The 26,150-nt window shown below is 62.6% G+C and carries 18 protein-coding genes and 1 other RNA gene; 12 read left to right on the top strand and 7 right to left on the bottom strand.

Annotation, left to right across the window (positions count from 1 at the left end):
• Window positions 1–72 precede the first annotated feature (72 nt).
• The 3 genes from QMK33_RS10095 (at window position 73) to QMK33_RS10085 (ending at window position 4,966) form a co-directional block, all read left to right on the top strand.
• A complete protein-coding gene (locus QMK33_RS10095; RefSeq protein WP_283564462.1) occupies window positions 73–918 on the top strand; it encodes an N-acetylglucosamine kinase in 846 nt (281 codons plus the stop codon).
• Window positions 919–1,084: 166 nt separating this feature from the next.
• Window positions 1,085–3,667: a membrane or secreted protein gene (locus QMK33_RS10090; RefSeq protein ID WP_283564461.1), complete on the top strand. Its 2,583-nt coding sequence runs from the start codon at window positions 1,085–1,087 to the stop codon at window positions 3,665–3,667.
• Between the two features lie 132 nt (window positions 3,668–3,799).
• On the top strand, window positions 3,800–4,966 hold the full coding sequence (locus tag QMK33_RS10085; RefSeq protein ID WP_283564460.1) for a glycosyl hydrolase 53 family protein: 1,167 nt from the start codon (window positions 3,800–3,802) through the stop codon (window positions 4,964–4,966).
• A gap of 82 nt (window positions 4,967–5,048) precedes the next feature.
• On the opposite strand, the gene QMK33_RS10080 is transcribed toward QMK33_RS10085, so the two are convergent.
• Window positions 5,049–6,167 carry a T9SS type A sorting domain-containing protein gene (locus QMK33_RS10080; protein ID WP_283564459.1) on the bottom strand — a complete coding sequence of 373 codons (1,119 nt, stop codon included), beginning with the start codon at window positions 6,165–6,167 and terminating at the stop codon, window positions 5,049–5,051.
• A gap of 198 nt (window positions 6,168–6,365) precedes the next feature.
• Window positions 6,366–9,212: an alpha-amylase family glycosyl hydrolase gene (locus QMK33_RS10075; protein WP_283564458.1), complete on the bottom strand. Its 2,847-nt coding sequence runs from the start codon at window positions 9,210–9,212 to the stop codon at window positions 6,366–6,368.
• A 354-nt stretch (window positions 9,213–9,566) separates the two neighbouring features.
• Here QMK33_RS10075 and QMK33_RS10070 point away from each other — a divergent pair, with 354 nt between their 5' ends.
• From QMK33_RS10070 to QMK33_RS10060, 3 genes are all read left to right on the top strand, one after another.
• On the top strand, window positions 9,567–10,787 hold the full coding sequence (locus tag QMK33_RS10070) for a Smr/MutS family protein (protein ID WP_283564457.1): 1,221 nt from the start codon (window positions 9,567–9,569) through the stop codon (window positions 10,785–10,787).
• Window positions 10,788–10,854: 67 nt separating this feature from the next.
• Window positions 10,855–11,304, top strand: coding sequence for a hypothetical protein (locus QMK33_RS10065; RefSeq protein WP_283564456.1), 450 nt, complete (start codon window positions 10,855–10,857; stop codon window positions 11,302–11,304).
• A gap of 149 nt (window positions 11,305–11,453) precedes the next feature.
• Window positions 11,454–12,386, top strand: coding sequence for a metallophosphoesterase (locus QMK33_RS10060; protein ID WP_283564455.1), 933 nt, complete (start codon window positions 11,454–11,456; stop codon window positions 12,384–12,386).
• Window positions 12,387–12,749: 363 nt separating this feature from the next.
• Here QMK33_RS10060 and QMK33_RS10055 read toward each other — a convergent pair whose 3' ends face one another.
• Window positions 12,750–13,751 (bottom strand): STELLO glycosyltransferase family protein, encoded by a 1,002-nt coding sequence (locus QMK33_RS10055; protein WP_283564454.1) that lies wholly within the window; start codon window positions 13,749–13,751, stop codon window positions 12,750–12,752.
• A 208-nt stretch (window positions 13,752–13,959) separates the two neighbouring features.
• Entirely contained in the window at window positions 13,960–15,453 is a 1,494-nt protein-coding gene (locus QMK33_RS10050; protein WP_283564453.1) for an alpha/beta hydrolase family protein, read from the bottom strand.
• Window positions 15,454–15,562: 109 nt separating this feature from the next.
• Here QMK33_RS10050 and rnpB point away from each other — a divergent pair.
• Together rnpB and QMK33_RS10040 are read left to right on the top strand one after the other, a co-directional pair.
• Window positions 15,563–16,040: RNase P RNA component class A (gene rnpB, locus QMK33_RS10045), an RNA gene on the top strand.
• Between the two features lie 129 nt (window positions 16,041–16,169).
• Window positions 16,170–17,339, top strand: coding sequence for a sigma-54-dependent transcriptional regulator (locus QMK33_RS10040; protein WP_283564452.1), 1,170 nt, complete (start codon window positions 16,170–16,172; stop codon window positions 17,337–17,339).
• Window positions 17,340–17,469: 130 nt separating this feature from the next.
• Here the strand turns inward: QMK33_RS10040 and QMK33_RS10035 are convergent, their stop codons facing one another.
• Complete coding sequence (locus QMK33_RS10035) at window positions 17,470–18,483, bottom strand: acyl-CoA synthetase family protein (RefSeq protein WP_283564451.1); 1,014 nt, start codon at window positions 18,481–18,483, stop codon at window positions 17,470–17,472.
• Between the two features lie 142 nt (window positions 18,484–18,625).
• Here QMK33_RS10035 and QMK33_RS10030 point away from each other — a divergent pair, with 142 nt between their 5' ends.
• Window positions 18,626–19,189 (top strand): hypothetical protein, encoded by a 564-nt coding sequence (locus QMK33_RS10030; RefSeq protein ID WP_283564450.1) that lies wholly within the window; start codon window positions 18,626–18,628, stop codon window positions 19,187–19,189.
• Window positions 19,190–19,341: 152 nt separating this feature from the next.
• On the opposite strand, the gene QMK33_RS10025 is transcribed toward QMK33_RS10030, so the two are convergent.
• Window positions 19,342–21,768 carry an alpha-ketoacid dehydrogenase subunit alpha/beta gene (locus QMK33_RS10025; RefSeq protein WP_283564449.1) on the bottom strand — a complete coding sequence of 809 codons (2,427 nt, stop codon included), beginning with the start codon at window positions 21,766–21,768 and terminating at the stop codon, window positions 19,342–19,344.
• Window positions 21,769–21,934: 166 nt separating this feature from the next.
• Here QMK33_RS10025 and QMK33_RS10020 point away from each other — a divergent pair, with 166 nt between their 5' ends.
• The 3 genes from QMK33_RS10020 (at window position 21,935) to QMK33_RS10010 (ending at window position 23,933) form a co-directional block, all read left to right on the top strand.
• A complete protein-coding gene (locus QMK33_RS10020; RefSeq protein WP_283564448.1) occupies window positions 21,935–22,717 on the top strand; it encodes a DUF1573 domain-containing protein in 783 nt (260 codons plus the stop codon).
• A 103-nt stretch (window positions 22,718–22,820) separates the two neighbouring features.
• Window positions 22,821–23,267 (top strand): META domain-containing protein, encoded by a 447-nt coding sequence (locus tag QMK33_RS10015; RefSeq protein WP_283564447.1) that lies wholly within the window; start codon window positions 22,821–22,823, stop codon window positions 23,265–23,267.
• A 153-nt stretch (window positions 23,268–23,420) separates the two neighbouring features.
• Entirely contained in the window at window positions 23,421–23,933 is a 513-nt protein-coding gene (locus QMK33_RS10010; RefSeq protein WP_283564446.1) for a VOC family protein, read from the top strand.
• A gap of 95 nt (window positions 23,934–24,028) precedes the next feature.
• On the opposite strand, the gene QMK33_RS10005 is transcribed toward QMK33_RS10010, so the two are convergent.
• Window positions 24,029–25,993, bottom strand: coding sequence for a right-handed parallel beta-helix repeat-containing protein (locus tag QMK33_RS10005; protein WP_283564445.1), 1,965 nt, complete (start codon window positions 25,991–25,993; stop codon window positions 24,029–24,031).
• Window positions 25,994–26,150: the final 157 nt, after the last annotated feature.

The raw sequence follows: 26,150 nt of genomic DNA, 5'->3' as shown, positions 1-26,150 counted from the left end.
TACGGGCAAAGAACAGATTGCTTAGTACCTACTGCCCATTATCCATTACTTACTACCCATTACCCCCTGCCCATGATACTAATTGCCGACGGCGGCTCGACCAAAACCAGCTGGTGCCAGCTCTCCGACGCGGGCCAACGCGTGTATTTCAACACGGAAGGCTACAACCCGGATTTTGTTGATACGCAGACCATTATCGCTTCACTCGATAAGAACCTGCCCGACACGCTGCCCCGCGCCGAGGTGCGCGAAATTTACTTCTACGGCGCGGGCGTGTCCAGCCCCGCCAAGGCCGAAACCGTGGCCGCCGCCATGCGGGAGGTGTTTACCGGGGCCAATAAGGTGGAGGTGACCGAAGACCTGCTGGCCGCCGCGCGCGCGTTGCTGGGCCACGCGCCTGGTTTCGCGGCCATTCTGGGCACGGGTACCAATTCGTGCATCTACGACGGCCAGAAAATCACGTATAATGTCGATTCGCTGGGCTACTTTTTGGGTGATGAAGGCAGCGGCTCCTTTCTGGGCAAGCGCCTGCTGCGCGACTACATGCGCGACCTGCTGCCCGATGGCTTGCAGGAAGCCCTGAAGGAAGAGTACCACCTGGGCCACCGCAACGACATCATCGACCGGCTCTACAACCAGCCGCTGCCCAACCGCTTTCTGGCCAGCTTCGCCAAGTTTGCCTACGACCACAACAACGTGAGCTACTGCCGCCAGATTGTGGTGGAGGCCTTTGAGGCGTTCTTCCAGAATATTGTTGTTCATTATCCTGATTATCAGAATTATACCTTCAACTGCATTGGCTCGGTGGGGTATAATTTCCGCGATGCGCTCACGCAGGTGGCCAACGCCCACGGCATGCAGGTAGGCAAGATTATTCGCTCGCCTATCGATGATTTGGTGAGCTTCCACGAGGGCTAAGCCCATTCGCTCCCGCCTGTTTTGAATGGAGAACAGAACGTCATGCTGAGCTTGCCGAAGCATCTCACTCGCATCGTTAGGGTTAGTGACCCAGCGGCGCGAGCGAGATGCTTCGGCAAGCTCAGCATGACGTTCTTTTTTACGCGTTATCGCTACTGATTGCCTTATGCTCCGCCGCTGCTTTACCTTATTAAGCACCTTACTCACTCTTTCGGCCAGCGCCCAAACCACCGAAAAACCGCCCCAGGGCGACGTGTTTGTGGATAAGCAGGGCGTGCTGCGCTGGCAAAAAACCAAGCGCGAGGTGGCGCTGTTCGGCGTGAACTACACCGCGCCGTTTGCCTACTCGTACCGGGCACTGGGCCTGGTGGGGGCCAGCCGCGAGAAGGCCATCGACCAGGACGTGTACCACCTGAGCCGCCTGGGGCTCGATGCGTTTCGGCTGCACGTGTGGGACATCGAGATTACCGATACGCTCGGCAACTTGCAGCAAAACGACCACCTGCGGCTGCTCGACTACCTGATTACCAAGCTCAAAGCGCGGGGCATCAAGATTATTCTCACGCCCATTGCCTACTGGGGCAACGCCTACCCCGAGCCTACCAACACCGGCCCGGGCTTTTCGAGCATCTACGACAAGGGCCAGGCCTACACCAACCCGCGGGCCATACGGGCGCAGGAAAACTACCTGGGGCAGTTTCTCAACCACCGCAATCCCTACACCGGCCTGCTCAATCGGCAGGACCCCGATATTATTGCCTACGAGGTGTGCAACGAGCCCAACTACCACCTGCCGCTGGCCCCAGTCACGCGCTTTGCCAACCGCCTGGTGGCCGCCATGCGCGCCACGGGCTACGGCAAGCCCATTTTCTACAACATTGCCGAAAGCCCGGTGGTGAAGGATGCCATTCTGGATGCTAACGTGCAGGGCCTCAGCTTTCAGTGGTACCCCGAGAGCCTGGTGAGTGGCCACGAGCTGCGCGGCAATTTTCTGCCCTACGTGGACCAGTACCCGCTGCCCTACGTCGGCGACAAGCGCTTTGCTACCCGCGCCAAAATGGTGTACGAGTTTGAGTCGGCCGACGTGTTGCAGCCCATCATGTACCCCAGCATGGCGCGCAGCTTCCGGGCGGCGGGCTTCCAGTGGGCCACCCAGTTTGCCTACGACCCGATGGGCATCGCCTTTGCCAATACCGAGTACCAGACGCATTACCTAAACCTGGCCTACACGCCGGCCAAGGCCCTTAGTATGCTGGTAGCCAGCAAGGTGTTTCACGGCATGGCGCGCGGGCAGGCCGTGCCGCGCTACCCCGCCGACTCGGTGGTGGGCCCGGCCTTGGTGAGCTACCGCCGGCAGCTGAGCCAGTGGAACACGCCGGCCGAATTTTATTATACCAGCAACACAAGCGATAATCCGGTGCGGCCCGCGGCGCTGCGGCACGTGGCGGGCGTGGGCTCATCCAAAGTGGTGCAGTACGGGGGCAGCGGTGCGTACTTCCTCGACCAGCTCGCCCCCGGCGTGTGGCGGCTGGAAGTAATGCCCGACGCCGTACCCGTGAGCGACCCGTTTGCCCCCGCCTCGCTGCGCAAGGCCGTCACCCGCATCGAGTGGAATGCCCAGCCGCTGGCCATCGCGCTGGCCGACTTAGGCGCTGATTTCCAACTCAAAGGCCTCAACGAAGGCAACGCTGTGCAGAACCAGGCCCGCGCCGGCCGCCTCGTCGTGCGGCCCGGGGCCTACCTGCTCACCCGGCCCCGCCGCGACGCCCGCGCCTACACCGCCCAAACCCTGGACGGCCCGCGCCGCCTGGGCGAGTTTGTGGCCCCGCCCGCCACGGTGGGCCCGCCCCAGGTGCGCCACCAGCCGGTGGCCCAGGCCACGGCCGGGCAGCCGCTCCCCATTACGGCCACGGTGGCCGGCGCGGGCCCGCAGGACAGCGTGCTGCTGGTGGCCCAGCACTACTACGGCCCCACCCGCACGCTGCCCATGCAGCCGCTGGGCGCCAATACCTTCACGGCCAGCGTCCCGGCGGCCCTCACCTACCCCGGCCTGCTGCGCTACTGGGTGGTGCTGAAACGGGCCGGCCAGCCGGCGCTCACCTTCCCCGGTGGCCAGCCGGGCGCGCCCCGCGACTGGGATTTTTACGCCGGGGCCGCGCCCTGGCAGGTGCCGCTGGTGGGCGCCACCGCGCCGCTGCCCCTCTTCGAGGCCCGCCCCGACCACGAGGCTGTGGAGGCCAAAGGCCTTGCAGACGGCGCTTACACCGACTACGCCACCACCGGCGGCGCGCTGGCCCTGCGCCTGGTAGTGGCCCCACCCAAGGCGGGCCAGCCCGCCCCGGCGGCCGGCCCCGCCGCCGCGCTGCGCGCCTACCTGGGCGCCAAGACGGCCGGTCGCGCGGCCGACCTGGGTAATTTCAAAGAGCTGGTTATCAAGGTTTCCAGCAACCAGCCGGCGGCTACCCAGCTGCGCGTGGTGCTGGTAACCCGCGATGCCGTGGCCTACGAAGCCGCCGTGCCGCTGGTGGCGGGCACCACCGAGGCGCGGGTACCCCTGAGCGCCCTGCGGCCCGCGCCGCTGCTGCTCACGCCCCGCCCCTACCCCGGGTTTTTACCGCTCACTTATGTTCCGGCCAATAGCCCGGCCTTTAAACTGGCTAATGTGGAGGTGCTGCAAGTAATTGTGGCTCAGTTGCTTGTCCTCAGCGAGCCGCTGCGGGTGGACCTGGAATCGGTGGCCTTGCAGTAGGCACGCGCCATGGCGCGTTTGGGCGTTCGGTGCGTTCGGGTCGTATCTCAAATTTACTTAGCCAACCCATAGCAGCGAGAACGTACCATGGCGCGCGCCTGCGTTTTCCTCACATTCCTTCCCTTTCTATCTATGCCAAATTTTACGCGCCTGGCGGCCTTAGTGCTGCTCGTGCTTACCGGCTGGCACCCGGCCGCCGCCCAAGCTACCCCGGCTTTCGCCAAGGGGGCCGACGTTAGCTGGGTGACCGAGATGGAGGCCACCAACTACAACTTCATCAACAAGGCCGGCGCGCAGCAAGACCTGTTTGCGCTGCTCAAGAATGATTATGCGCTGAATACCATTCGGTTGCGGGTGTGGGTGAACCCGCCCGGCGGGTATAACAACGCGGCCGATGTGCTGGCCAAGGCCAAGCGCGCCCAGGCCCAGGGCCAGCGCTTGCTTATCGACTTTCACTACAGCGACACCTTTGCCGACCCCGGCCAACAAACCAAGCCCGTAGCCTGGCAGAGCTACACGGTGGCCCAACTCCGGCAGGCCGTGTACGACCACACCGCCAATGTTCTCAACTTATTGAAAATCAATAATATAACTCCCGATTGGGTGCAGGTGGGCAACGAAACCAACGACGGCATGCTCTGGCCCGAAGGCCGGCTAACCGTGAACGGCTTCGCCAACTTCGCGTCGTTCATTGACCAGGGCTACGCGGCCGTGAAGGCGGTGAGCCCCACCAGCAAGGTTATTGTGCACTTCGCCAATGGCCAGGACAACGGGGCCTTCCGCTACTACTTCGATGGCTTGCTGGCCAACAGCGCCCGCTGGGACGTAATGGGCCTCTCGCTTTACCCCGACGGGGCTACCTGGCCCACCTTCACCACCTGGACCCGGGTGCAGGTGCCCGGCGTAGTCATCACCAACGGCCAGTGCGAAATCGGCCTGCGCTCCGATGCCGCCGCCGGCAACTATTGCAGCCTCGACGGCGCGGTGGTGGTCCTCACCAGCGCCCTGGCCACCACCACCACCGCGCCGGCCAATGCGGCCGCCATGCAGCTGTTTCCGAACCCCGCTACGGCCGGCCCCCTGGCCCTGAGCTACTCGCTGGCGCAGCCCGCGGCCGTGCGCGTAACCCTGCATAGCCCCACCGGCCAGCGCCTGCGCACCCTGGCCGAGGTGCCATTGGCCCCGGCCGGCACCCACACGCTGACGCTCGGCACGCTGGGCAGCCTGCCCGCCGGCGTGTACCTGGTGCAGCTCACCGCAGGCGGGGTCACGAGCAGCCAACGCCTGGTCGTTCCGTAAGCGCGGCCGGCTTTTTCGGCACAAAAAAGGGTCCCCGCTGCCAGTGCAGCGGGGACCCTTTTTCTTTTAACAACAAGCTGATTTACAGCACGGATACTTTGCTGGTCGATACTTTATCGCCCACCTGCACGCGCACCAAGTAGGTGCCGGCGGCCAGCGACGCGGCATTCACCGAAGCAGTCTGGGTACCGACCTGCTTGAGGCCGTTTTCGAGGGTGCGCACCGTGCGGCCCAGCAGGTCGGTGAGCACAATGTTGACGTCGCTGGCGCGCTCGGTTACCTGGTAGGTAACGGTCGAGGCATTTTGCACGGGGTTGGGGTACACGCCCAGGGCCAGCGCGGCGGCATCAGCGGCTTTGGTAGCCAGCACGCCGGCACCCACCTGGTAGCTCAGCACCTGCTTACCCGAAATGGTAGTGAAATCCTGGTCAGCGGCCAGGTCCATAGCTTGCCCGGTAATCGCGGGGAAGGTATCCGAAGTAAAGAGGCCGCCGTCGTTCACGTATGCAAAAAACATGTCGATGCGCGGGGCAGTGGCCGTGAGGCCCAAAGCCACCAGGTCAAACTCAAACTCCACGGCCGAGTTGGCGGTGTTGGCTGCCAGGCTAGCCGAGGGCAGGTACGCCACGCGGGTACCCTGCAATGGGCCCGTGGCGGCCGAAGCGGTAAGCGCCGCGCCAGTTTTGGCAGCACCACCCTGGTAGGCATCGGGCACGCTGGTAGCGCCCGTGGGCGGGTTGCCGGTGGTGTAGTCGGCGTAGCTGAAGTAGGCGCTGCTGGTAATATCCTTGTCAAACGTCAGACGGATGCCGTAGTCCACTTCAAAGTCCATCGTGGGCTTTTGCTTGAGGGGGCTGGTGCCAGCGTCGCCGCCGGCCAGCTTGGTACCAGCGGCCACGCCCGTTATGCCGGGCACGTTCAGGTAGCCTATAATGGCTGGGTACGAGGTGCTTTGCTCATACGAGCCCACTACGGCCACGTAGAGCTTGGTTGCCGAGGCACCCACATACAGCGTTTTCAGGCCGTGGTCGGCTACTGAGTGGGTACCCCCATAGGAGCTGACCAGCTGATACTTACCCTGGGTAGTGGTGGTGGCTATTTCCGTTGCGTCGACTTTGCCATCGAGCGTGATTTGCGCCTGGGCGCTGAGCGAGGCGGCTGCCAACGTACCGGCAGCCGCAAGAGTAAATAGTTTTTTCATGGTAACGAAAAAAAGGTGGGAAAGTGGAAAAAGACGCCGGCCGGCACCAGCCGACCAGCAAAACAAACATACTGATAAATTTATGATAATCAGATGATTATCATAAAAAATTACTGTCTTTATTGTCTTAGGTACTCTTGGTATCCGCGGTCCCCAAAGCGCGGGTTGGCTTCGGGGGCCGCGGATGCCGGGAGCTGGCTATTGTACCAGCAGGCGGGCCGTTTGGGCCTGGTCGCCGGCTTGCAGGCGCACCAGGTATACGCCGGGCGCGAGGCCTTGCAGCGACAGCGCTTGCGACTGCCCCCCGGCGGCCTGACGGGCCGGGGCCAGCTGGCGCACGGTTTGGCCCAGCAGGTTTTGCACGGCCAGGGTGGCTGTGGTGGCCGCGGGCAGCTCATACACGATGGTGGTGAGGTCGCTGGCCGGGTTGGGGGCCACGCTCAGCTTGAAAGCGGCCGTTTGCTGGGGGCGGGTGGCGAGGGTGGTGCCGGCGGGCACGGTGAGTTTCTTGCTCGTGTACACGGCGTATTGGCCGGGCTGCAAGGCCATGCTCATGCTGGTAGTGGCTACTGCCAGCTGCTCGCCGGTGAGGTAGTTATACCAGGTGCCGGCCTGCGGAAAGGTGATGGTAGCCGTTTTGGCCACCACGTCGAAGTTGCCCAGCGTCACCACGCTCAAGTCGCTACCAGTCAGGCTGATGGTTTTCACGGCCCCGGTCAGGTTCTGCACGTAGGCGGTGGGCGCGGCAAATACCGGCTGCTGCTTGAGGGCCGCCAGGGCGCGGTAGGTGTCGTAGAGGTGGCGGCGGTTGGCGTCCTGATAGTAGTTCCAGAGAATCGGCTTGTTGCCGGTGCGCCCGTTCTGGTTGATGCTGATGTCGTAGCCGACTTCTTCAAACTGCCAAATCAGGCGCGGGCCGGGCTGGGTAAAGAACAGGGCCGCGGCCATTTCCTCGCGCTTGAGGGCGGTGGGCAGGTCTTTGGCCGAGTAGCCAGTGGCGGGGTCGGAGTTGCCAGAGGTGAGGTCTCTAAACACGGGTCGTTCCTCATCGTGGCTATCCATGTAGGTCACCAGGTTGGGCTTGCTCCAACCCCGTGCAGGGGCGTAGCCTCCACTCAGGTCCCAGCCCGAGTTCAAGCCCATGCTGGCCTGCTGGTAATTGTAGCTCATATTGCCCCACAGCATCAAGCCCATATTTTGCAGTACCACTTCCTCCGAGTTGTCGGCAAAGTGCTCCAGAATGGGGTACATGGTGGGGTCGGTAGCCACCATGGTGTTGTAGTAATCCTGCCAGATATTGATGCGCGACTGGTCGTACTGGCCCCACAGGCCCACGTTGGCGCCCGAGTTTGTCTGGGTAAAGCCCTTGCTCAGGTCAAAGCGATAGCCATCGATGTGGTACTCCTGGAGCCAGAACTTCATCACGTTTTTGGCGAAGTACTTGGTGTATAAGCTCTCGTGGTTCAGGTCGTTATATACGTTGTACGGGTGCGTGGCCGTCACGTTAAACCACGGGTTGTCGGCCGTGGGGCCGCTGTTCACGTTGCCGTAGAGCTGCACCATTGGGCTGTTGCCGGTCGAATGATTGAGCACCATGTCCACAATAATGGCGATGCCGCGCTTGTGGCACTCGTCGATGAAGGCTTTCAGGTTAGCCTTGGTGCCGTAATATTTGTCGGGCGCGAAGTAAAAATCGGGGCTGTAGCCCCAGTTCTCGTTGCCGTCAAACTCGTTGATGGGCATCAGCTCAATGGCGTTCACGCCCAGACGCTGGATGTAGCTGAGCGTGTCGCGCAGGGTTTGGTAGTCGTGGGCCAGCACGAAGTCACGCACCAGCAACTCGTAGATTACCAGGTTAGTACGTGCTGGGCGCTGAAAGCTCGTGTTCTGCCACACGTAGGGCGTCTGGCCGGTTTGCAGCACCGACACCAGGCCCGTAGTACTACCCGTGGGGTAGGCCTTCAGGTTGGGGTAGGTGGCAGCCGGAATAAACTTATCATTGTCCGAATCAAGGATTTTCTCGCAGTAGGGGTCGGCAATGCGCAGCTGCCCATCTACCAAAAACTGGTAGGCATACTCCTGGCCCGGCGTGAGGCCGTCGATTTGCACCCACCAGCGGCCGGTGGCGGGGTCGGTATCCACGGTGGCCGTCTTTTTCAGCAGGCCGGCGGCGTTCGTCTGCCAGTTGTTGAATTCGCCGAGCACGTACACGAAGCTCTTCTTCGGGGCCGTCAGGCTCAGGATAACCGACGTGCCGTTGGCCAGGTACGTGATACCGTCGGGCTTGGCCCCGGCCGGCAGCTCGGCCGTAGTTACGGCGGGCGGCACAATAACCGTGGTAGTGGCCGTGGCGGTGGTAGTACCATCGTTGCCGTTGAGTACCAGCGTGTTCACGCCCAGCTGGCTCACGGTTACGTTGGCCGCGAGGGTGGTGGCGTTGGTTTGCTGCGCCACCTGGGTGCCGTTGAGCGTGAGCGTGAGCGTGGCCGGGGCCGTAGCCGTGGCGGCCACCGCTACCGACGCGCCCACGGCTACCAGCGTGCCGCTGGCGGGGCTGGTGAAGGCCACTTGCAGGCCCGCGCCCACAAAAATGTCGCTGTTGCCGGTGCCCTTACCCTCGGGCGTGCCGGTGGCACCGCGAAACACCATGCCCAGCTTTTGCAGCACCTCGCCCGAGGCCGCAAAGCCGGGGTAAAAGGTGCGCGGCGTGAAGCTGATACTATACTTGTGGTTGCCCAGCGACGTCATTTTTTCGGCCGCAATGGGGTTGTTGAACGCGTTGACGTTCTGGTTGACCAGGTAGCGCCAGTTGCTGGGCGAAGTACTCAGGTTGGTGATAACGCCGGTGTAGATGTACACATCACCGGTGTAGGTGGCCAGGCCCGCGCTGCCCAGCGTGGCATCAAACGTGAGCGTAATCGGCGTATTATCAGTGAAATAAGCTGGGCTGACGGTAACCGGTGACTGGGCCCAGACCGCCGGGGCCAGGCCCATCAGCAGGAGCACCGCCAAGAGTAAACGCCCCAAGAGTTGAGGTTTTTTCATAAAATGGGTGGGGAAAGATTCGGAAGCCAAGTGAGTGAGTACTACCTCAGTCGTTCGGCATTCAGCTAAGATACAACACGTAGCGAGCCATTTTGCGCAGTTTCACGCGCATTTCACGGGCCTGCGCTGCAAACGTTTGCGCTCCAAAAACCCCCTTTTTAGCCGCGTTTTTTACCTCGCTTGCCCACCAAGCCTACCTTTACCAGCTAATTCGCGTATTCCTTACGCAGGCTAGCGGCAACCGGCGGGCCGCCGCCCCGGCCCCACTCGCCGGGCCGCTGGCCTGCCCTGGTCCGCAGCCCCCGCACCCGCCAGCCAATTGCTGGCCGGGCACCGACCCAAAATTGCATTTTTATGAACGTAGGAGATAGAGTACGGCTGCTCATGGGCACCGAAGAAGGCATCATTACCCGCGTGCTCGACAGCGAGCTGGTAGAAGTGGCCATCGACAACGACTTTACCATTCCGGTGCTGCTGCGCGAGCTCGTGCCCGTAGCCGCCGAGGAGGGCCAGGCCTTCCGCCGGCCCGCCCCCGAAATAACCCGCCCCACCACCGGCAGCAAAAAGAACAAGCCCACTGGCGGCCAGCCTAAGGCCCTGCGCCTGGGCAGCGGGGTTGCCATGCCACCCGCCGCCGCCCCGGCCAGGGCGCAGCCCGCCGGTCCCAGCGCCGGCATGCCCGCCGCCCGCCCAGCCAGCGCCACCCCGCCCCCACCCGCCGCCAAAGGCCTGTTTCTGGCCCTGGTGCACCAGGCCCCCGAGCTGCTGGCCCTGCACCTGCTCAATAATACCGAGGCCGAGGTGGTGTTTACCTACGGCGAGGAGCGCCAGGGCAAGTACCGCGCCCTGACCGCCGACAAGCTCAAGGCCAAGGCCGCCAGCGCCGCGCTGGCCCACCTGCACCTCAAGGATTTTGAGCAGTGGCCCGCCGTGGTGTTTCAGCTGCTGAGCTTTAAGCTGAACGCCGACACGGCCTACGACCTGCTCACCAAGCGCCAGTCGTTCAAGGCCAGCACGTTTTACACCAGCCGCCGGCCCGCGCCGGTTATTGGCAAAGAGGCGTACTTGTTTCAGCTTGATGAGCGCCCCGCGCCCGCCCTCAACCCCGAGAAGCTGGCCCAGGCCGAGGCATCGCTCGAAGCCGCATTTGAAGCCGCCGCCAACCCCGCGCCCAAGCTCGATACCAAGCAGGCCAGCGTGCTGCAACAGGCCCTGGCCGGCGACAAGCCCCTGGCCGTGCCCGCGGCTATTGCGCCCGCCCCGCCCAAGCCCGCCGCCGCCCTGGTGGCCCCGCCCCACGAGTTTGACCTGCACCTCGAAGCCCTGCGCCCCGAGGGGGCCGAGGGCCTCAGCAACACGGCCATGCTGCGCCTCCAGCTCGATGCCTTTGAGGATGCGCTGAGCCGCGCCCTGGCCACCAACATGCACGAAATCATCTTCATCCACGGGGCGGGCAATGGCGTGCTGCGCAAGGAAATTCACCGCCAGCTGAGCCGCAACAAGGACATCAAGTTCTTCGAAGAGGCGCAGAAAGAGAAGTTTGGCTACGGTGCTACGCTGGTGCGGCTGAAGTAGGCCCGGCCAAAAAGCTTGCTTTCTGCCGGCACGCCTCGCCGGCCAGCCCCCCTGACCCTTCCCACCCATGAACGCACGATTTTCGATACTGGCCACTGGCTTGTTGACCGCGGCCTCGGCTACGGTCGGTTGGGCACAGCACCACCCGGGGGTGTATACCAGCAGCCAGGAATACGTGCACAACCAGCCGGCACACCCGGGCACCGTGGGCGCGCTGGCTGCTTCACTGGCTTACCTGGAAGTGGTAAATGCGCACACGCACGCGGTGCATCGCGTGCCCCTAACCAGCGTGTGGGGCTACGCCGATGCCAAAGGCCAGGGGTTTCGCCTGGTTGAGCGCAAGGCGTATGCTGTTCATCACCAGCAAGATAACCTCGTAACGTATAGCCGCCAGCGGGCCATTCAGCACAGCCGCTCGAAGCACATCGTAACCGAGCACTTTTACAGCCAGACCCTGGATGGTAAGCTGCTCCCGCTTACCAAGCGCGCACTCAAGCAGCAGCAGGCCGCCAGGTAAGGTGCCGTAAACCACCTGCAAAACCCAACCAGCCTGCCGCGCCTCAACAGGGTGCGGCAGGCTGACTTTTGACCGGTGCGCCGGCCGGGCGCGGCGCTCACCGCCAAGCCAGTTGGCGGCGGGCCGGCCTCACCTTCTTTCTCCATCCCATGTACGACCTCATCGGCGACATTCACGGCCACGCCGATGAACTGCGCGCCTTGTTGCACCACCTCGGCTACCGCCCCGACGCTAGTGGCGTGCCGCGCCACCCGGCCGGGCGGCAGGTAATCTTCCTGGGCGACTACATCGACCGGGGCCCAAAAATCCGCGAGACGTTGCAGCTCGTGCGCAGCATGGTGGCGAGTAGCGCGGCGCTGGCCATCCTGGGCAACCACGAGTATAACGCGCTGGCTTTCTGGCAAAAAGACCCGGCCGGGGGCTACCTGCGGCCGCACCGGCCCTGGCACATCATGCAGCACCTGCGCACCATTGAGGAGTTTTGCACGCCCGAGCTGCACCGCGAATGGCAGGGCCACCTGGCCTGGTTTCGCACGCTGCCGCTGGCCCTGGAGCTACCCGGCCTGCGGGCCGTGCACGCCTGCTGGGAGCCCCGGCACCTCGCCTACCTGCGCCAGGAGCTGCCCGGCCTGCGCCTCACGCCCGCGTTTATGCTGCGGGCCAGCCGGCGTGGCAGCCCCGAGTACGAGGCTACCGAAGTAACGCTGAAAGGCCGCGAAGTAGCTTTACCCGAAGGCATTAGCTTTCACGACAAGGACGGCCACCAGCGCTACCTCATGCGCGTGCGCTGGTGGCAAAACCCCGCCGCCGCCGCCGCCTACCGCGACTATTACCTCGAAGACCTGCCCGAGTTGCAAAACCAGCCCGTGAACGCCACCAGCCTCGACCCCTGGCATTACCAGGACGAAAAGCCCGTGTTTTTTGGCCACTACTGGCTGCGCGGCGAGCCCCGGATTCTCCAGCCCTACGCCGTGTGCCTCGATTACAGCGTGGCCAAGGGCGGCCAGCTCATCGGCTACCGCTGGGACGGCGAGCAGGTGCTCAGCGCCGCTAAGCTGGTGTGGGCACCCAGAGCTAACTAATTACTAGTAAACGCGTTAACTCTACCTCTTGCCCCGCCACCGCCTTGCGCTGGGGGCAACGGCCCCCGGCGTGCGCCGCACGCTGGGAGCCACCACGGTGACCTGTTGCTGGTCAGAGTTGAGCTTGGGGCCGGGGTGCGCTGCACCACCACGTGCGCAGCCGGCTTTCGTACGTAGAGAGCGTTGGTTTGAGGCCACGGTGGGCGGCGAAACGCGGCGGATACTGCGGCCCGGCGACTCGCTCTGCGCCCCACCCCCAACGTGCCGCACGGCGTGGTAGCCCGGCAGGCTAGCGTGCTGCTCAACTCGTTCAGCCCCGTGCGCGAGGACTTTTTGTAAGGATTTTTGGGAGGCGATGCTCCGCTAGCCCAGCAGCCGCTGCACATCGGCCAGCCACAGGGCCAGCAGCTCCAGCTCTTGTTGGCTCACAATACCCGCGGCGGCCAGCGCGGCGTAGGCGCGACGCAGGTTTTGGGCCACGGGCACGGCCGGGTCAATGGCGCGCGTCACGGCCGCCACCACGCGGTGCGGATGCAGGTAGCCCGGAATTTCGTCCTCAAAATCCTTCACATAATCATGCGGATTGCGCACTTGCCGCACGGTGGCTTCGGTGAAGCCCAGCCGGTAGCCGTGCGCCCACATAATGGGCTGCGCCACCAGGCCCCGCAAAATATCGGTGAACCGAAACGTGACGTAGGCCGGCAAGTACAGCAGGGCAAACAGCTCGCGCCGAATGGCCGTATTCTGCGAATTGAACGGGCAGAGCGTGCCTTCGGGCAGCACAATGGGCGGGCGCTTATCGAAGAAAACCTCGGTGTTATCGGTCAGGCGATAGATGGCGTCCACGTCGGGGTCGCCGTCGGCCAGCGCCTGCCACACACCTATTTTGCTGGGCTGGCGGCGCAGGTCGGCGGCCCGCAGGTTGTGCGCGGCCTCCCGGATAAGGTCGAGCGGGTAGCCCCGCGGCCAAATGTGGTGCGTGGTAAAGCTCTTGTAGATGTTGACGAACCCCCGGCCGGCCGGCGCAGTGGCAAACTCGCCCGCCAGCGCCGGAAACGCCCAGCCGGCGTAGGGAATATTATCGTCGTCGGTATCGATAATCACCCCGGCCCCTTGCTGCATGGCGAGCAGGTAGCCCACCATTTTGCGGCCGTAGTGGTTATAGGGCAGCTTGGTGGTGAGCCGAAACCCCTGGGCCTCCTGGTCGCGCACCGATAAATACGTGACGTTGGGAAAATGCCAGTCGGGCGGCGTTTTTTGGTCGCCCACCACTAGCAGCTGGTACGCCGGCAGGGCCGCAAACTTGGCTACCGCTTCGGTGGGCGCAAAAATGGAGGTGATAACAATCGTTGGTTTGGAGCTCATGCACAAACAGGCAGGAAAGCGCGGGCCAGCCGAGGGCCGCACGTACCAGGTTGATTTAGTGGCCACTAAGTTAAATACTGCCACGCAAGCTGGTCGTTGCGGTAGTTGCCCTGGCTAGCCTCCGGCAACCGCCAGCCGGCTCGGTACCAGTGCGGCAGGTACTGGAAGGTACTGCCGGCCCACTTTGGCCGCTCGCCAACGCGCCCTGTCAACGCGCCTGAGCCACGCGGGACCGGCTCGTTTTACGGGGCCCGCGCCTGGGCACCAGGCCCGCCTGCTGCGTCAGCCAGCTGCTCAGCAGCCGCAGCTCGGCGGGCGCGAAGGTTTCGGGATTCTCAAACAGCGACTTTTCCTGCCCCGGCGCGTTGGTTTGGAAAAAGTGGTTCACCAGCGGTATTTCCTGCGTGGTTACGTGCGGGTTGCCGGCCAGCTTGAGCTGGGCGCGCAGGGCCGGCAGCTGGGTGGCGGCGGGCGTTTCGGCGTCCAGGGTGCCGGTGAGGGCCAGCACGGGCATCCGCATCTTGCGCAGGTAGGGCGTGGGGTCCTGGGCCAGAATATCGTGCGTGGTGGGCTCCAGGTACGACGATGCGTACATAGTGGCCTCCTCGGCGCTCACGCCCAGCGCGGGCGCTTCCTGCTGCATCTGGGCTAGGGCGGCGGCGCTATCGGGCAGGGTGGCAGCAATGGTAATCAGGCGGTTGTGCAGGGTCACGTATTTCTCCACGCCGGGCCGGTCGGCGGGGCTAGCCGCCGCCAGCCGACCCTGAAAATTGGCCTGCATGCGCGCCTGGTAAATGCCGGCCAGCGGCTGGCCAATGCCGCCCAGCAGCACCACCCCGGCCAGGGTGGGGTCTTGGGCAGCCACCCGCGCGGCCTCCAGCGCGCCCTGGCTGTGGCCGACAACGTACACCTTGCCCACGCGCAGGCGCGGGTCGGTGCGCAGGGCGCGCACGGCCGCGGCAGCATCGCGGGCAAAATCGGCAGTGCCCGCCGTGGCGTAGCGGCCGGTAGAGGCCCCCACCCCGCGCTCGTCGTAGCGCAGCACAATAAAGCCCTGCCGGGCAAGCGCATCGGCCGGCACCAGCAGCGACTGGTGGCCAAACTCTTCGCCGTCGCGGTTGTGCGGCCCCGAACCCGAAATAAACACCACCGCCGGCCCCCGCAAGCCCGGCGGGGCCGAAACGGTGCCCGCCAGCGTAACGCCCGCCGCGCCCCCGGCAAATGCGATGGGCAACTCGCGGTAGGGCAGCGGCCGCCTGGGTGCCTGGGCGCGGGCGGGCAGCAGCTGCGCCAGCCGGGCCGGCGCCACCGGGCTCAGGCGCAGTGGCAGCCGCTGGCCGGCGGTGAGCAGGTAGCCGGCCAGGCCCAGGGTATCGGCCGTGAGGCGCGCCCGGTAGCTACCCGGCAAGCCACTCATTACCAGGTTTATACTATCGCCTTCGGGGGTAAGCCGGTCTACCTGCACCCCGTGCAGCCCGAGGCTGGGCAGCGCCACTGTGGCCTTGCCCGCCCCCGGCTGGTGCAGCGCATCGAAGTTGACCAGCACCAGCGCCGGGGTACCGTAGCTGGTAACTGTGCCCGCCCACGTGCCGCGGAGTTGCGGCGGGGCCTGCTGCGCCTGGGCCCCGCCGGCCAGCGCCAGGCCCAGCAACGTACCCACCCACCGCCGGCCACTGGTATATATCGCGTTCAATTGCTTCATGCGGCCAAAATAAGTGATTATTATGACATAGTGCATATTATCTTATCTTACTGCCTATCTTACTCACCCCGGCCGCCCGCGCCCGCGGCGCGCGCCCTACCTTTGCCCCGCAGTGAGCCACCCCACCGCCGCGCCCAACGCAAATGCGGGCGGGGAGGAAAGTCCGGGCCACGCAGGGCGCCCTGCTACCTAACGGGTAGGACTGGCCAATCGGGCCAGGACAGCCAGTGCCACAGAAAATAACCGCCAAACGGTAAGGGAGTAAATGAGTAATTGGGTAAAGTATTCAAACGAGTACCTTACTCAATTACTCATTTACTCATTTACCGAACTGGTAAGGGTGAAAAGGTGCGGTAAGAGCGCACCAGCGGCTGGGTAACCACGCCGGCTGGGTAAACCTCAGGGGTTGCAAGACCAAATAAGCGAACACGTCGGCCGCCTTCGAGCGGGCGGCACCGGGCGGCCCGCTCGGGTTCGCGGGTAGGTCGCTGGAGCCCGTCGGCGACGACGGGCCTAGATAAATGGTGGGGCCGCCCCGAAGGACACTTCGGGGCGGACAGAACCCGGCTTATCGGCTCACTGCGTAATTTAGGCGGCTGCTTTCGCAAGGAGGCAGCCGCCTTTTTTGTGCGGTAAGCTTTAGCTTGCCGTTGGTCAGAACCGTATTCCTATCTCTTGTCTTGCTCACGGCAAGCTAAAGCTTACCGCACTTTCCTATGCCCCGCATTCTCATCATCGACGACGAAAAGGCTATTCGCCACACCCTCAAGGAGATACTAGAGTTTGAGGACTACACCGTGGACCAGGCCGAGGATGGCCCGGCGGGGCTCGACCTGCTCATTCAGCAGAAGTACGACGTGGTGCTCTGCGACATCAAGATGCCCAAAATGGACGGCCTCGAAGTGCTGGAGCGCGCCCGCACCCTGGCCCCCGACGCGGCCTTCATCATGGTGTCGGCCCATGGCAACATCGAAACCGCCGTGGAGGCCACCAAAAAGGGCGCGTTCGACTTCCTCTCGAAGCCACCCGACCTCAACCGCCTGCTCGTAACCGTACGCAATGCCCTGGACCGCAGCAAGTTGGTGACCGAAACCAAGACGCTCAAGAAGAAGCTCGCTACGGCCGGCAAAACCGGCTCCGACATGGTGGGCGGCTCGACCACGCTGGGCGCCGTGCGCAAGGCCATCGAAAAAGTAGCCCCCACCGATGCCCGCGTGCTCATCACCGGCCCCAACGGCGCGGGCAAGGAAATGGTGGCCCGGCAGCTGCACCAGCTCAGCCCCCGCGCCAACGGCCCCATGGTGGAGGTGAACTGCGCCGCCATTCCGAGCGAACTAATTGAAAGCGAGTTGTTTGGCCACGAAAAGGGCTCTTTCACTTCGGCCGTGAAGCAGCGCATCGGTAAGTTTGAGCAGGCCGACGGCGGCACGCTTTTTCTGGATGAAATCGGCGACATGAGCCTCTCGGCCCAGGCCAAGGTGCTGCGCGCTTTGCAGGAAAGCAAAATCACCCGCGTGGGCGGCGAAAAGGAGATTTCGGTGAACGTGCGCGTGGTGGCCGCTACCAACAAAAACCTGCTGCAGGAAATCGCCGATAAGAATTTTCGGGAGGATTTATACCACCGCCTCAGCGTCATTCTCATCCAGGTGCCCTCCCTCAACGAGCGCCGCGAGGACATCCCGGAGCTGGTGCAGAAGTTCTTGCAGGACATCGCCGCCGACTACGGCAACAAGCCCAAGAAAATCTCGGCCGACGCCCTCAAGTACCTGCAAGGGCTCGACTGGCGCGGCAACATCCGCGAACTGCGCAACGTGGTGGAGCGGTTGGTTATTATGAGCGACGCTACTATTGAAGAAGCTGATGCTAAGGCTTTTGCGGGGAAATAAGCGAGTGTGCGGTAAGCTTTAGCTTGCCGAATTAACGGTGCTGACAAGCGAGTGTGCGGTAAGCTTTAGCTTGCTGGGTTTATAGCACCTGGCTGCTACCACGGCAAGCTAAAGCTTACCGCACACTCACTTATACCAACTGGCTGCACCCGCGAATGTCCGAGTTATCCAACCGGCCCAGCACCTCAAACGCGCCGCCGGGGTGCCGCCGCGCCAGGTCCTTGGTCTCGATAAAAGCGCAGCTGTCCACGTTGGCCAGGTCGATAACGTTGATGGCCCCCTCGGCGCGGGTGGCCGATACGGAGAATGGGTCGGCGGCGTCGCGCAGCAGCACGCGCATTTGGGGCGGGCAGTAGAACAAGCCCTCGCCCGGCGAGTAGGCTTGGCTCAGCAGTTCGGTCATGCCGTACTCGGAGTGAATGGGCGCGGGGCCGAAGGCGGCCTGCAATTCCTGGTGCAGCTCCTCCCGAATCATCTCGCGGCGGCGGCCCTTCATGCCGCCCGTTTCGAGCACCGTGAGGCCGTGCAGCTCGGGCGCACCGGGGTACTCGGCGGCCAGGTCGAGCAGCGCGTAGGTGACGCCGAAAAGCATGACGCAGCGGCCGGGCTGGCGCTTGGCTTCGGCCAGGGCCTGAATGAGCCCGGCGTGGTCGCGCAAGAAGAAAGCCGGCTGCGCCTGCCCCGAGCGCTGGGCAAAATCGGCCACCATGGCCACCAGCGACGACTCGCCCTGCTCCAGGTACGAGGGCAGCAGGGCCAGGAATATCCAGTTGGTGAGGGGCCCGTAGGCGGCCTCGAAGATGCTGGCCGCGTTGGCGCGGTACAGCGCCGGGTCGCGCACGAGGTGCTGGCTGCGCTGCTGCAACGTGGTGCCGCTGCTACGGAAGGTTTCCTGCGGCTGCCAGTCGGCGGGCTCGGTGCGCACCTGCTGGGTTTTGAAGAATTCGATGGGCAGAAACGGGATGTCCTCCAGCTTATCCACCGCGCGCAGGTCGCGGCCCAGGCCGGCCAGGTAGGCGCGGTAGGGCGGGCAGTGCGCGGCCTGGTGCCGAAACAGGTGCAGCGCAACGGCCTCAAACACCGAGGGCGCCAGGGTGGTGAGGGCCTGATAGTCAGGGCCGAGGAAGGCGGTGCGGAAACTCATAACAAGCGGCGGGGGTTGGGCAAAAAGCGGGCTGGGGCAGCGGGCCGCTTACATTTACGGCTCACAACAAACCAAGCGCCCGTGCGTTGGCCGGGCAGGCTGGTTTGCGGAGTGAGCCAGGCATCTTTTTTTGCGTTTGCGTATGAATTTGTTTCGACTATCAGCGGTAATTGGCGGGTTGGGCCTGTTGGCGGGCGGCCTGAGCGGGTGCCTGAAAGCACCGGAATATCCTACTACGCCCTCCATCAGCTTCAATCGCATAGAAGCGCGGCGCACCAACTTCGCCAACCCGCAGCAGCAACCGATTGATTCGGTACTCATTACCATCAATTTTCAGGATGGCGACGGCGACCTGGGCCTTACGGAAGCGGAGAGTAAAGTAGCGCCCTACGCCTTCCCGGCGCTATTCAACAACAACTACTTCGTCGAGCCCTTCATCAAGGACCGGACGGGCCGTTACGTGTCTACGGTGTCGCTGGGCCTCACCACGACGGGGGCCTACAACGGCCGCTTCGACCACCCCTCCCCCCTCACCGATGGCAAAGCCGCGCCCCTCAAAGGCACGCTTACCCGCACCATCGGCTTCGGCTACGGCGACGTGTTTACCGCGGGCCAGGTGGTGCGCTTCGACGTAAGCATCGCCGACCGCGCCTTGAATCTTAGCAACGTTATTCGCACCGATAGCATCGTAATTGCCAAGCGGTAAGGTAGTTACAGATTAAAGGGGGATTATTTAGAACGTCATGCTGAACGCAGTGAAGCATCTCGCTCACGCCGTTGGATTAGTAATCCGAATGGCGTGAGTGAGATGCTTCACTGCGTTCAGCATGACGTTCTAATAATTTGTTAGTCAGTTACTTAATAAATAGCCGGAAACTTGGCCGGGTCGGTTTCGCGCAGCAGCTCGTACACTGTGTCGAACACGTCCTCCACGTTGGGCTTGGAGAAGTAGTCGCCGTCGGAGCCGTAGGGCGGGCGGTGCGGGTGGGCGGCCAGGCAGCGCGGGGCCGAGTCGAGCAGCTTGTAGGCTTGCTGGCCGTCGAGTACCTGCTGCATCATGTAGGCGGTGGCCCCGCCGGGCACGTCCTCATCGGCGAAGAGCACGCGGCCGGTTTTGCGCAGGCTATCGGCAATCAGCTGGTCGGTATCGAAGGGCAGAAGCGTCTGCACGTCAATTACTTCGGCCAAAATACCAACTTCCGCCAGCTGCTTGGCGGCGTCCATCACGATGCGGCACATCGAGCCGTAGGTAACGATGGTAATGTCGGTGCCGGCGCGCAGCACCTCAGGCTGGCCCAGGGGCAGCGTGAATTCGCCCACGTTGGACGGCAGCTTTTCCTTGAGGCGGTAGCCGTTGAGGCACTCGATTACGATGGCCGGCTCGTCGCTGCGCAGCAGCGTGTTGTAGAAGCCCGCCGCCTGCGTCATATCGCGCGGCACGCACAGGTGCATACCCCGGATGGCCCCCAGTATCATTTGGATGGGCGAGCCCGAGTGCCAGATGCCCTCCAGGCGGTGACCGCGGGTGCGCACAATGAGCGGCGACTTCTGCCCGCCCTTGGTGCGGTATTGCAAGCAGGCCACATCGTCGCTCAATATCTGGATGGCATAGAGCAGGTAATCAAGGTATTGAATCTCAGTAATCGGCCGCAGGCCGCGCAGCGCCGCCCCAATACCTTGCCCGATAATGGTACACTCGCGGATGCCGGTATCAGTCACGCGCAGCGCGCCAAACTTCTCCTGCAAGCCCGCAAAGGCCTGGTTTACATCGCCAATATGCCCCACGTCCTCGCCGATGGCAAAGATGCGCGGGTCGCGCTCGAAGTTGGCCGTGAAGCAGGCTTGCAGCACCTCGCGGCCGTCCACCAGCGGCGCATCGGCGGCGAATGCTACCGGCACTTCCTCGATATTGCCCACGGCCTCCTCGCTCTGGCTGAAGAGGTAGGAGTTGTAGCGGTCGGCGTTTTCGGCCTCGCACTGCTCCAGCAGGCTTTGGGCGGCGCGGCGGCCGGCGCTCTGGCGGTTGCCGCGCACCTGGCGCAGCGCCTTGCGCAGAGTGCGCACAATATCGGCCCGAATGGGGGTTACGTTGGTTTTCAGGCCGTTAACCAACTCAGCCAGCTGGTTTTCGGTACCGGTTTCGGCCACCATTTTGTTGAGTATTACCAGGGCATCTTCGCGCTCCTGCTGAATGGGGTCGAAAAACGCCGACCACGCCGTGGTGCGCGCCTGCTTGACAACGGCGGCGGCCGTTTTCTCAATCTGGGCCAGCTCGTCTTCGCTGGCCACGCCCTCGGTGAGCAGGTATTCGCGCAGCTTGGTGAGGCAGTCGTGCTCCTCCTCCCAGCTGAGGCGGGTTTTGGGCTTGTAGCGCTCGTGCGAGCCGCTGGTGCTGTGGCCCTGCGGCTGCGTGAGCTCCGTCACGTGGATGAGCACGGGCACGTGCTGGGCGCGGCACACGGCGGCGGCGCGCTGGTAGGTATCGACCAGGGCCGGGTAGTCCCAGCCGCGCACCACGAATATCTCGAAGCCGTCCTGGCCCTCGCCATCGCGCTGGAAGCCCGCCAGAATGGCCGAAATACTCTGCTTAGTGGTCTGGTATTCAGCCGGCACCGAGATACCGTAGTGGTCGTCCCACACCGACATCAGCAGCGGAATCTGCAACACGCCCGCGGCGTTGATGGCCTCAAAAAACACGCCTTCCGAGGTGCTGGCGTTGCCGATGGTGCCGAAAGCCACCTCGTTGCCATTCACCGAGAAATCGGTAAACTGGTGCAGCTCAGGGTTTTGGCGATAGAGCTTGCTGGCGTAGGCCAGGCCCACGAGGCGGGGCATCTGGCCGCCGGTGGGCGAGATGTCGGCCGACGAGTTTTTGGTCGACGTCTGGGGCTTGAACTGACCATCATCGTCGAGCAGGCGGGTGCCGAAGTGGCCGTTCATGGCGCGGCCGGCGGTGCTGGGCTCGGCCTCGGGGTCGGCGTGGGCGTAGAGCTGGGCAAAGTATTGCTGCCAGGTAAGCTCGCCCACGGCCACCATAAAGGTTTGGTCGCGGTAGTAGCCGGCGCGGAAATCACCGGCCTTAAAGGCCCGGGCCATCGCGAGTTGCGGCAATTCTTTGCCATCGCCAAAAATGCCAAACTTGGCTTTGCCCATGAACACCTCGCGGCGGCCGGCCAGCGAGGCGTGACGGCTTTCCCAGGCCAGGCGGTAGTCGTCGAGCAGCTCGGCTTTGGTGAGGGAGGGGTGCACCGAAGCGTCGGCGGGAGCCAGCAGCGTATCAGACATAAGAGCGGGATAAGTAGTGGAGGGGGTGGGAATGGGGGAGTGCGATGCCGCAAATTTACGAAAGCGGGCGGGGGCAAGCTGTATATTTGCTCGTCCGGGCGGCGGCCGGGGGTTAACTTATTGTTAGTCTACACTTTTACCCAGGGTTGCCCCTGGCTTTTTCGCTATGCGCTTCCTCTCTACCCTCGCTTTGAGCCTCACCCTGGGCCTGCTATCACTGGCTGCCCACGCGCAGGGCGTGCTCACCTTCGAAAGCACCGACCACGACTTCGGCAAGGTGCCCGAGGGCAATATGGCCACCTACGAATTTAAATTTAAAAACACGGGTAATCAGCCCATTGTCATTGCCAACGCCCAGGCCAGCTGCGGCTGCACCACCCCCGAGTGGACCAAAGCCCCGGTAATGCCCGGCAAGTCGGGCGTCATCAAGGCGGTGTATAACAGCGCGGGCCGCCCCGGCGTTTTTGCCAAAACGGTAACCGTGATGAGCAATGCCACCGAAGGCAGCAAAGTACTCAGCCTCAGAGGCTTGGTGCTGACTAAGGAGGAGCTTCGGGCCACCCTCACGCCGGGCCAGCTGGCCGCCTCGCCCCGCCTGGTGCTGGAAAAACCGGGCTACGACTTTGGCCGCATTGAGGCCGGCACCCAGCCAGTGGCGCGCATCGGCGTGCGCAACGCGGGCGCCAAAGACCTGGTGCTGAGCACTATCTCCTCCAACTGCTACTGCGTGGGCTACCGCACGGCCCCGGCCCCCATCAAGCCCGGCCAAAGTGCCGTGGTAGAGCTGGTATATGCGCAACGCACCGTGGGCACGGCCGCCGAGGTGGTCACGCTGGCCTCCAACGACCTGCACGGCGACACCAAGCTCACGCTGAAGGCCAACGTGGTGAAAGACCTGGTGCCCACCAGTATGGTGAAGGAAAGCGGCTCGTCGGTGCCGTTTAAATAATCTGATTATCAACTAAGCTCCCGGTTCTGGTCGGCAAATTCTTAAATTATAGAATATATTTTTTAAATCTATTTTTTCCTTGCCTTACTTAAGACAAAAATTTATGAACCAGAACTTTGCCTTTTACCTGGCAGCGGCTGTCTTGCTCGTGGGCTGTCGGCACCGTAACACCGACCCGGCTCCAACGCCCGCCTCTGGGCTGCTGGGTACCCGCTGGGCGCTGGTGCAGGTGGAGGCGATACCCGTAGCGGTTTCGAGCTATTCTTATGACTATAATTCGTATATCCAGTTCGGAGCGGTCGGTAATCAACTGCTAGGCTTGGCGACGTGCGATGCCATTCAGGGGCAATTCGCACTGGGCACCGGCGCGCAGCAACTCACCATTAGTCGGCTTACTACGACGAAAGGCAGCTGCACAAGCCCTAACGTGGCCGACCGCTACCTGGCTGCGCTCCCACAGACCAGCCGCTACGCAATTAGCCACGATACACTCCGACTCTACGCTCCCCAAGTGGCAAAACCCCGGTTAATTTTCGTAGTAACTCCTTAGAAGTCAAAAATTTATTTATTACGTCTTTGCAGACCCAGTGGCAAGTCCGAAATCACCTTAAAAAAGTTCTGCCAGCGTGGCAGGACTTTTTTTTGGCTTGTTTCTTGACCAATGTAGGTACATTATTCTTGCACTTAACGTACCCTTTTTCTTATGGAACCTACCGCTTTGACCTCCTCCGCCACAATACCCTACGCTGTGCCCGCCGGCACGAGCATCGGCCACATTCACTTGCAGGTTGCCGACATACCGCGGGCGCTGGCGTTCTACCACGGCCTGCTGGGCTTTGAGGTGATGCTGGATATGGGCTCGGCCGTGTTTCTGTCGGCCGATGGCTACCACCACCACATTGGGCTCAATACCTGGCACAGCCAGGGTGGCCGGCCGGCGCAGCGCGAGGGCGTGGCGGGCCTCTACCACGCCGCCATTTTGTACCGCGACCGGGCCGGGCTGGCTGCCGTGGTGAAGCGCTTGCTGGCGGCCGGCTACCCGCTGAGCGGGGCCTCCGACCACGGCGTGAGCGAAGCTATTTACCTCAACGACCCCGACGGCAACGGCCTGGAACTGTACTGGGACCGCCCCCGCGCCGAGTGGCCCACCACGCCCGATGGCCAGCTTACCATGTATACGCGGGCGCTCGATATGCGGGGGCTGCTCGCCCAGTAAAGCACATTAGCTAATAAGCAGTAAGTGAATTGGTTGTCACATAATATGTGTGATAACCAATTCACTTACTGCTTATTCGAGCTTACTACAACTCCTTAATAATGCGCTACTTGCCACTTTAGCGTGGCATTCCCGGCCAGCCGCACTAGGTAGGTACCTGCCGCCAGCGCGTGCAGGTCGAGGGTAGCAACCCGGCCACCTTGGGCCGGTTGCGTCGCCACTATTTTACCCAGCAAGTCAGTTACCACGAGCTGGTATTCGCCACTGGATAGCGTGCTCAGGTCTAGCGAAGTATAGTCGGCCGTGGGGTTGGGATAGGCCGGCTGATGCATGGCCTGGGCCGCTAGGCGCACTACGCGCAGGGGGCTATACGTGTCTTTACCATCGGTATCTACCTGGCGTAGGCGGTAGTAGAGTAAGCTGGCCGCACGGGCTACCACATCGGTGTAGCTGTAGCCTTGGGCTTTGGTTGTAGTCCCGTGACCGTCTACCTTACTTAGCGCCTCAAAATCCCGACCGTTGAAGCTCCGCTGCACCTCGAAGTACTCATTGTTCAGCTCAGTAGCGGTGGCCCAGGTGAGCAGCACGTCCACGCCGCTAGCCTGGGCATCGAAGCGCGTTAGCGTTACGGGCAAGGGCAGCAGGTTAGGAGGTATAGTATTAGGAATCAAATTGATACCAGCTTCCGAAGTACCGTACTCCGCTTTGTAAGCCAGCGAGTTGATGGGGTCTGTCGTCAGCAGCGCCGGCGAAATACTGGCTGTTAGCACCGTAATATCGGCGGCGAAAGAACCGGTTTTATCCGTCGTTAGCGTGCCGATGTAGGTACTCGGCTCTCCGTGCGGAAAGCTTTGGCCATCGCCGGCCGTAATCTCCCCGTTCTGGTTGGTATCGGTCGTGTTGTCACCCCGGTAAAACTCTACTTCCGTGTTAGCGAAGCGCGATTGGTTGGCAAATTTCCCCACGAAGCCCTCCACGTGCAGCGTCGTGTAGAGGCCGCTGGTCTTCACGTTTTTACTCGTAATGATGGGGTAGTTCATGCCCCCATTGGCCTTGTTAGCATTCACGGTACCGTCGTTGGGCGTCACGCCGTCGCCTTGGCCGTAGGCACTATTGCCACCCACGTAGTACGTGATGGGAGTGTAGTCGATAGCAATCAGGCCCTGGCCACCCGTGGTACCATCGCCGTTGCCATAAATGGAGTTTTGAGTGACGCGCACGTTACGCTGCCCATAGTTGATAACCACCGCCGACGACTGGTTGGTGGCAATAATATTGTTGCTGATTACGTCAGTGTTCGTACTCAGTACCAGTTTAGTAGCCGGGTTACTACGCTGCAGGTAGTGCATACCCGAGCCTTCGAGGCGCGTAGCAGGCCCACCCTTGCCATTATTGGTAATAGTATTACCCGTGATACTATTATTGCTAAGGTGCCCGATTTCCAGCTGAATACCGCTGCTGTTGGCATTCGCAATCAGGTTGTTGCTAATGGTAACCGGCCCGGTGGCACCGGCCGACTGGTCGCCCAGGGTAATATTATCGCCCCCGGCCGTGATGCGGCCATTCTGCTGAAACTCATTACCAGTGATGGTGTAGCCGCTACCCGCCTCCGCGCTGCCCGAGTAGTTGATACCCGAGCTGCCGCAATTCATAATCAGGCTGTTCCGCACCGTACCCGAGAGGTTGCTCAAGACTACGCCCACGCCGTTGGTGGGGTTGGCAGCGGGGGTGGTTATGCCGAAGGCCGTGATGCCGATACCGCACTGCTCTAGCAGCAGATTGACACCCGAGTTGGCGCGCAACATGGAGTTATTACCGCCCCCGCCGTGCAGTACTAGCCCACGCACCACACAATTATCGGCGGCAATAGTCAGCACGTCGGCGTTGGCTATCGAAAGCTCTACTTCGGGCCCGCTCAGTTGGTTGAGCGCCGTGGCGGCCGTGCCTACGGTGCCGCCCGTACCTAGCACCGCTGTGTTCGAATCAAAAAGTATAGTCTGCGTAGTGCCATCGATGGCAGTGGCCGCGTGCGTAATAGCTGGCAGTGTGGTACTGAGCACGATGAGCGCCCGGCTAATAGTAGTATTCGCGCACTCTACCCTACTAAACTTTAGGGCATAAAAAACGGGGCAGTCCGACCTTTGGGGTTCCTACACACCATTGTCCGTTCTGCCCCGTGAAGCAAGGCCTCATTGCCAAAATTACGACGCTTTTGCG

It is taken from the genome of Hymenobacter sp. H14-R3 (assembly GCF_030063445.1).
In the GTDB taxonomy this organism is placed as follows: Bacteria; Bacteroidota; Bacteroidia; order Cytophagales; family Hymenobacteraceae; genus Hymenobacter.
Note: the sequence above shows the minus strand (reverse complement) of the source record. Positions and strands in the feature narration are given on the sequence as shown.